Annotated in this window: 4 protein-coding genes and 1 pseudogene; 2 read left to right on the forward strand and 3 right to left on the reverse strand. The window is 70.0% G+C overall.

What is annotated here, in order from left to right:
• Positions 1-177: 177 nt before the first annotated feature.
• Positions 178-1,110 (forward strand): hypothetical protein, encoded by a 933-nt coding sequence (locus VNS22_RS02555; protein ID WP_325729296.1) that lies wholly within the window; start codon positions 178-180, stop codon positions 1,108-1,110.
• Positions 1,111-1,218: 108 nt separating this feature from the next.
• Here VNS22_RS02555 and pth read toward each other — a convergent pair whose 3' ends face one another.
• The 3 genes from pth to VNS22_RS02570 all read right to left on the reverse strand — a co-directional run bounded on the left by pth (position 1,219) and on the right by VNS22_RS02570 (position 3,492).
• Positions 1,219-1,851, reverse strand: coding sequence for an aminoacyl-tRNA hydrolase (pth, locus tag VNS22_RS02560; RefSeq protein WP_325729298.1), 633 nt, complete (start codon positions 1,849-1,851; stop codon positions 1,219-1,221).
• 35 nt (positions 1,852-1,886) lie between these two features.
• Positions 1,887-2,471, reverse strand: coding sequence for a 50S ribosomal protein L25/general stress protein Ctc (locus tag VNS22_RS02565; protein ID WP_325729301.1), 585 nt, complete (start codon positions 2,469-2,471; stop codon positions 1,887-1,889).
• A gap of 88 nt (positions 2,472-2,559) precedes the next feature.
• Positions 2,560-3,492 carry a ribose-phosphate pyrophosphokinase gene (locus VNS22_RS02570; RefSeq protein ID WP_325729303.1) on the reverse strand — a complete coding sequence of 311 codons (933 nt, stop codon included), beginning with the start codon at positions 3,490-3,492 and terminating at the stop codon, positions 2,560-2,562.
• Positions 3,493-3,712: 220 nt separating this feature from the next.
• Here VNS22_RS02570 and VNS22_RS02575 point away from each other — a divergent pair.
• Positions 3,713-4,271: pseudogene (locus VNS22_RS02575) on the forward strand (hypothetical protein); the annotation flags it as partial.

Genomic DNA, 4,271 nt, shown 5'->3' on the forward strand with positions numbered 1-4,271 from the left:
ATGAAGTCTCGTAGTTTTCAGGACGGCGGACACGCGCCTCTGCGGATCAGCCAGAGCAGCAGGGCGTAGCCGCGTCCAGGCAGGACCGAGGCCGGAGCCCTCGCTCACCAGCATCAGCCAACTTCGTCCAACGTGCGGCGGTGGCCGGCGCAAGTCCGCACCGCCTGGAGCAAAGCCATGTCCTGCAGGTCGCTCGCCGGCAGCTCGGCCATCGTCCTGGCCGCCCTCGCCGCCGCATCCTCGGCAACGGCCCAGGTGCCGCCGCCGGAACTCGTCATCGAAGGCCCGATCGACGCGATCGGAGCCAACTCCATCACGGTGATGGGCATCGAGATCAACGTGCCGAGCGGGCGGGCCGACACGCCCACCGTGGTCGGCGTTCCGCTCAACAGCCTGAATGACCCGCTGCCCGGGCGGAGCCAGGGCTTCGTCGGCGGCACCGCGATCGTCACGGGCGGCAGCACGGGCGGCGTCGTCACCGCGACCGAGGTGTTCTCCGACGTCAATGAGAACGTGGTCGTGGGCGAGGTAACCTCGAACGACCCGCTGACGGTCGACCACTTGCCGGTCGTCAGGAGCAACAGCCCGGTCATCCCCGGCAGCGCGCCCATGAACGTCTTCGGCTTCCAGATCGACGAGAAGACCGTGGCCGTGGGCTCCCTGATCTCGATCGAGGGTTATCTGGGCTCCGAGAACGGGACCAAGCAGCTCTACTACCACACGCTGGAAGCCGATACCGGCGACCCGGTGAACCGCAGCAGCAACGAGGTCAGCGTCACGCGCACCCAGTGCCGTGACCGCGCCGACGCAAGCAAGGATGAGCTGGAGGTGCAGGGCTGGGTGCACCGCGCCGGCCTGCCGAACCTCATCGGCACGCTGCCCGCCATCACCATCACCCATCCTGCGCTCACCACCGGCCGCACGCCCACCAAGACCACGGGCACGGCCACGATCGTGCCGGTGGTCGATCCGGCCTCGCCGCAATATGCGCAGTACCGCTACCGTTCTTCCAACCGCAACCTCGACGGCTGCCCGCTCCGGATCAAGGTGTCCTGGCAGGGCGACGTCGACTCCGCGGTCTCGGAGGTCGATGTCGACGCAGCGCCCTGAGGCGCTGCGCGGCCAGCCAGCACTCCGTCGCCTCCGGGGGGAAGGGCGACGGAGTGCTGGCTCAATCCGTAACGGGCCCGCCCGGCACCAGCCGGCCGGGCCCGCGGATCATTCGCCGGCAGGTCGTTCGGCGGCCGGTGCTGCCGGCCGGGCCGGCTTCTCGGGCTTGGGCGGGGCGGTCAGCATGGCCACCCGGTTCATGAAGCCGGCATCGTCGCCGGCAGCGAGCATGGGTGCCGCATCGGCCAGGGCGTCGAGCAGGGCCGCCAGCCAGGGCCGCTCCGCCTTGGCGAAGTCGCCCAGCACATGGCCCAGCACCTTTTCCTTGTGGCCGGGATGGCCGATGCCGATCCGCACGCGGCGGTAGTCGGGCGTGCCCAGGCAGTCGCGGATCGAGCGCAGGCCGTTATGCCCGGCGACCCCGCCGCCCAGCTTCACCCGGACCTTGCCGGGCGCCAGGTCCAGTTCGTCGTGGAACACCACGATGTCGGCCGGCGCGATCTTGTGAAAGCGCGCGGCCTCGGCCACCGCGTGGCCGGACAGGTTCATGAAGGTCTGCGGCAGCAGGAGCAGGACGCGCTCGGTGCCGAGCGTGGCGTCGGCGACCCGCCCCTGCCACTTGCGCAGCCAGTTCGACGCGCGATGACGCGACGCGAGCGCCTCCAGCGCCATGAAGCCGACATTGTGCCGGTTGTGCGCGTACTGGTCGCCCGGATTGCCGAGCCCGACGAAGAGCTTCATGTCCGGCTCGCCGCCGGGCCCGGCATCCGCACGGCTCAGGCCTCCGGGGCGACCGTCGGCGGGACGATCGAGCAGATCGTGAAGTCGCGATCGGTGATGGTCGGCTTCACGCCCTCGGGCAGGGTCACATGGCTGATATGCACGCTGTCGCCGATCTCGCGGCCGGTGAGGTCGACCTCGAGATGGTCCGGGATGGCATCGGCCGGGACCTGCACCTCGATGGCACGGCGCACCACGTTGAGCGTGCCGCCCTGCTTCAGGCCGGGCGAGGCCAGCTCGTTGATGAACACCACCGGCAGCTCGACCACCACGGTGGCATGCTCGCCGGCGCGGTAGAAGTCGACATGCAGCGGCTCGCTGGTGACCGGATGGTACTGCGCCTCGCGCGGCAGGACGCGCACGGTGCGGCCATCGCCGAAGTCGAGCGACACGATCTGGTTGAAGAAGCTGCGCCGGCCGGCGACCTTCTTCAGCTCGTTGAACACCAGGGCGCACATCTCGGGCTCGCCGCCCGGCCCGTAGATGATCGCCGGCACCTTGCCGGCGCGGCGCAGCGCGCGGGCCGGGCCCTTGCCGTGGCTGGAGCGCGCCTCGGCGCTCAAGGTCAGAACGTCACTCATCACTCTACACTCCGCCCCTCCGGCACCTCGGGCCCCATGCCCGGCCCCGGACAGGCAAAAAACAACTATGCGTGGACCAGCCGGCCGCTCAGTCGAACAGCGAGCTGACCGAAGCCTCGCTGGAGATCCGCTTGATCGCCTCGCCCATGAACTGCGCGACCGAGACCACGCGGATCTTGTCGGTGACCCGGACCGCCTCGGTCGGCCGGATCGAATCGGTGATCACCAGGCGCTCCAGGTCGGAGGCCGCCACCCGGGCGACCGCCCCTGCGCTGAGCACGCCATGGGTGCAGTAGGCCTGCACGCTGCGGGCACCTGCCTTGAGCAGCGCCGTGGCGGCGTTGCACAGGGTCCCGCCGGAATCGACGATGTCGTCGACCAGGATGCAGCGCTTGCCGGCGACCTCGCCGATCACGTTCATGACCTCGGAAGCACCCGGCTTCTCGCGGCGCTTGTCGACGATCGCCAGCTGGACGCCCATGCGCTTGGCGAAGCCGCGCGCCCGGCTGACCCCGCCCACGTCGGGGGAGACGATCACCAGATCCTCGGTGCCGAGATTGGCGATGATGTCCGGGACCATGATCGGGGTGGTGAACATGTTGTCCACCGGAATGTCGAAGAAGCCCTGGATCTGCGCGGCATGCAGCTCGAGGGTCAGGACCCGGTCGGCGCCGGCGCGGGTGATCAGATTCGCCACCAGCTTGGCCGAGATCGGCGTCCGTGGGCCGGGTTTGCGGTCCTGCCGCGCATAGCCGAAATAGGGCACCACCGCGGTGATCCGCCTGGCCGAGGCGCGCCGGAGCGCGTCGATGCAGACCAGCAGCTCCATCAGGTGGTCGTTGGCCGGATAGCTGGTCGACTGGATGATGAACACGTCCTCGCCACGGACGTTCTCGTGGATCTCGACCCACACTTCCATGTCCGCGAATCGCTGGACGCTGGCTGCGGTCAGGGGCATCCGCAAGGACGCGGCGATCGCCTCGGCGAGCGGGCGATTGCTGTTGGCAGCGACGATCTTCATGAACAGGAAACCTCGGGCCTCGGACGTCCAGCCCGTCCGGCGAGCGCGGCCCCCATAGCACCGCAGGGCCGATCGGTGAAGGGCGGGCGTGCATGTTCCCTTCGCAGATGCAGCATGAGCCGGCGCATTCCGGCCTTGACGATGCCGGGCCGCCATCGCCAAGGGGGCCTGCTGCTGGTGCCAAGGCGGCACCTGCGGCAGCAACCCCTTGGAGACGGGCATGACCGGCCGATCCGCTCTGTTGACCAGGCTCCGGCGGGCCGCGGTCGCGTTTCGCGACGAGCCGCCGGCGTCGCGTGCCCCGACGCCACCCGCGGCACCGGCAGCCCCGGCGCTGTCCCGCCAGGCGATGCTGGCGCACCCGACCTCGCTGGCCTCCGCCCTCCAGCGCCTGCGCGCCAATGTCGACGAGATCGGCACGCTGGTCTGCCTGGGCTCGGGCAAGGGCGACGACGCCCTGTCGTTCGTCGAGCACTGGCCGGGCGCCCGGGTGCTGCTGATCGACATGGACGAGAGCTTCCGGCCGGTCTGGGACGGGCTGGCCAAGAAGCTGCCGGGCCTAGTGGGCGAGGTCGCCGCCCTGGCCGAGCATGACGGCGAGGTCGGCATGCTCAAGACCGACCGGACCGGCGGGATCGCCCTGCAAGGCGCCACCGACCCGAACGCGCAGCGGATCCGCTCGGTCCGGCTCGACACGCTGATCGCCCAGCACGCCCTGCCCCCGCCCTATTTCCTGAAGTTCGACACCCACGGCGCGGAGCTGCCGATCCTGGCCGGGG

This window comes from Geminicoccus sp. (assembly GCF_035556675.1).
Lineage (GTDB): Bacteria > Pseudomonadota > Alphaproteobacteria > Geminicoccales > Geminicoccaceae > Geminicoccus.

Coding starts and splice junctions, on each gene's coding strand:
- pth (WP_325729298.1), bottom strand. CDS start 1,851: ATGAAGCTCTTCGTCGGGCTCGGCAATCCGGGCGACCAGTACGCGCAC.
- VNS22_RS02570 (WP_325729303.1), bottom strand. CDS start 3,492: ATGAAGATCGTCGCTGCCAACAGCAATCGCCCGCTCGCCGAGGCGATC.
- VNS22_RS02565 (WP_325729301.1), bottom strand. CDS start 2,471: ATGAGTGACGTTCTGACCTTGAGCGCCGAGGCGCGCTCCAGCCACGGC.
- VNS22_RS02555 (WP_325729296.1), top strand. CDS start 178: ATGTCCTGCAGGTCGCTCGCCGGCAGCTCGGCCATCGTCCTGGCCGCC.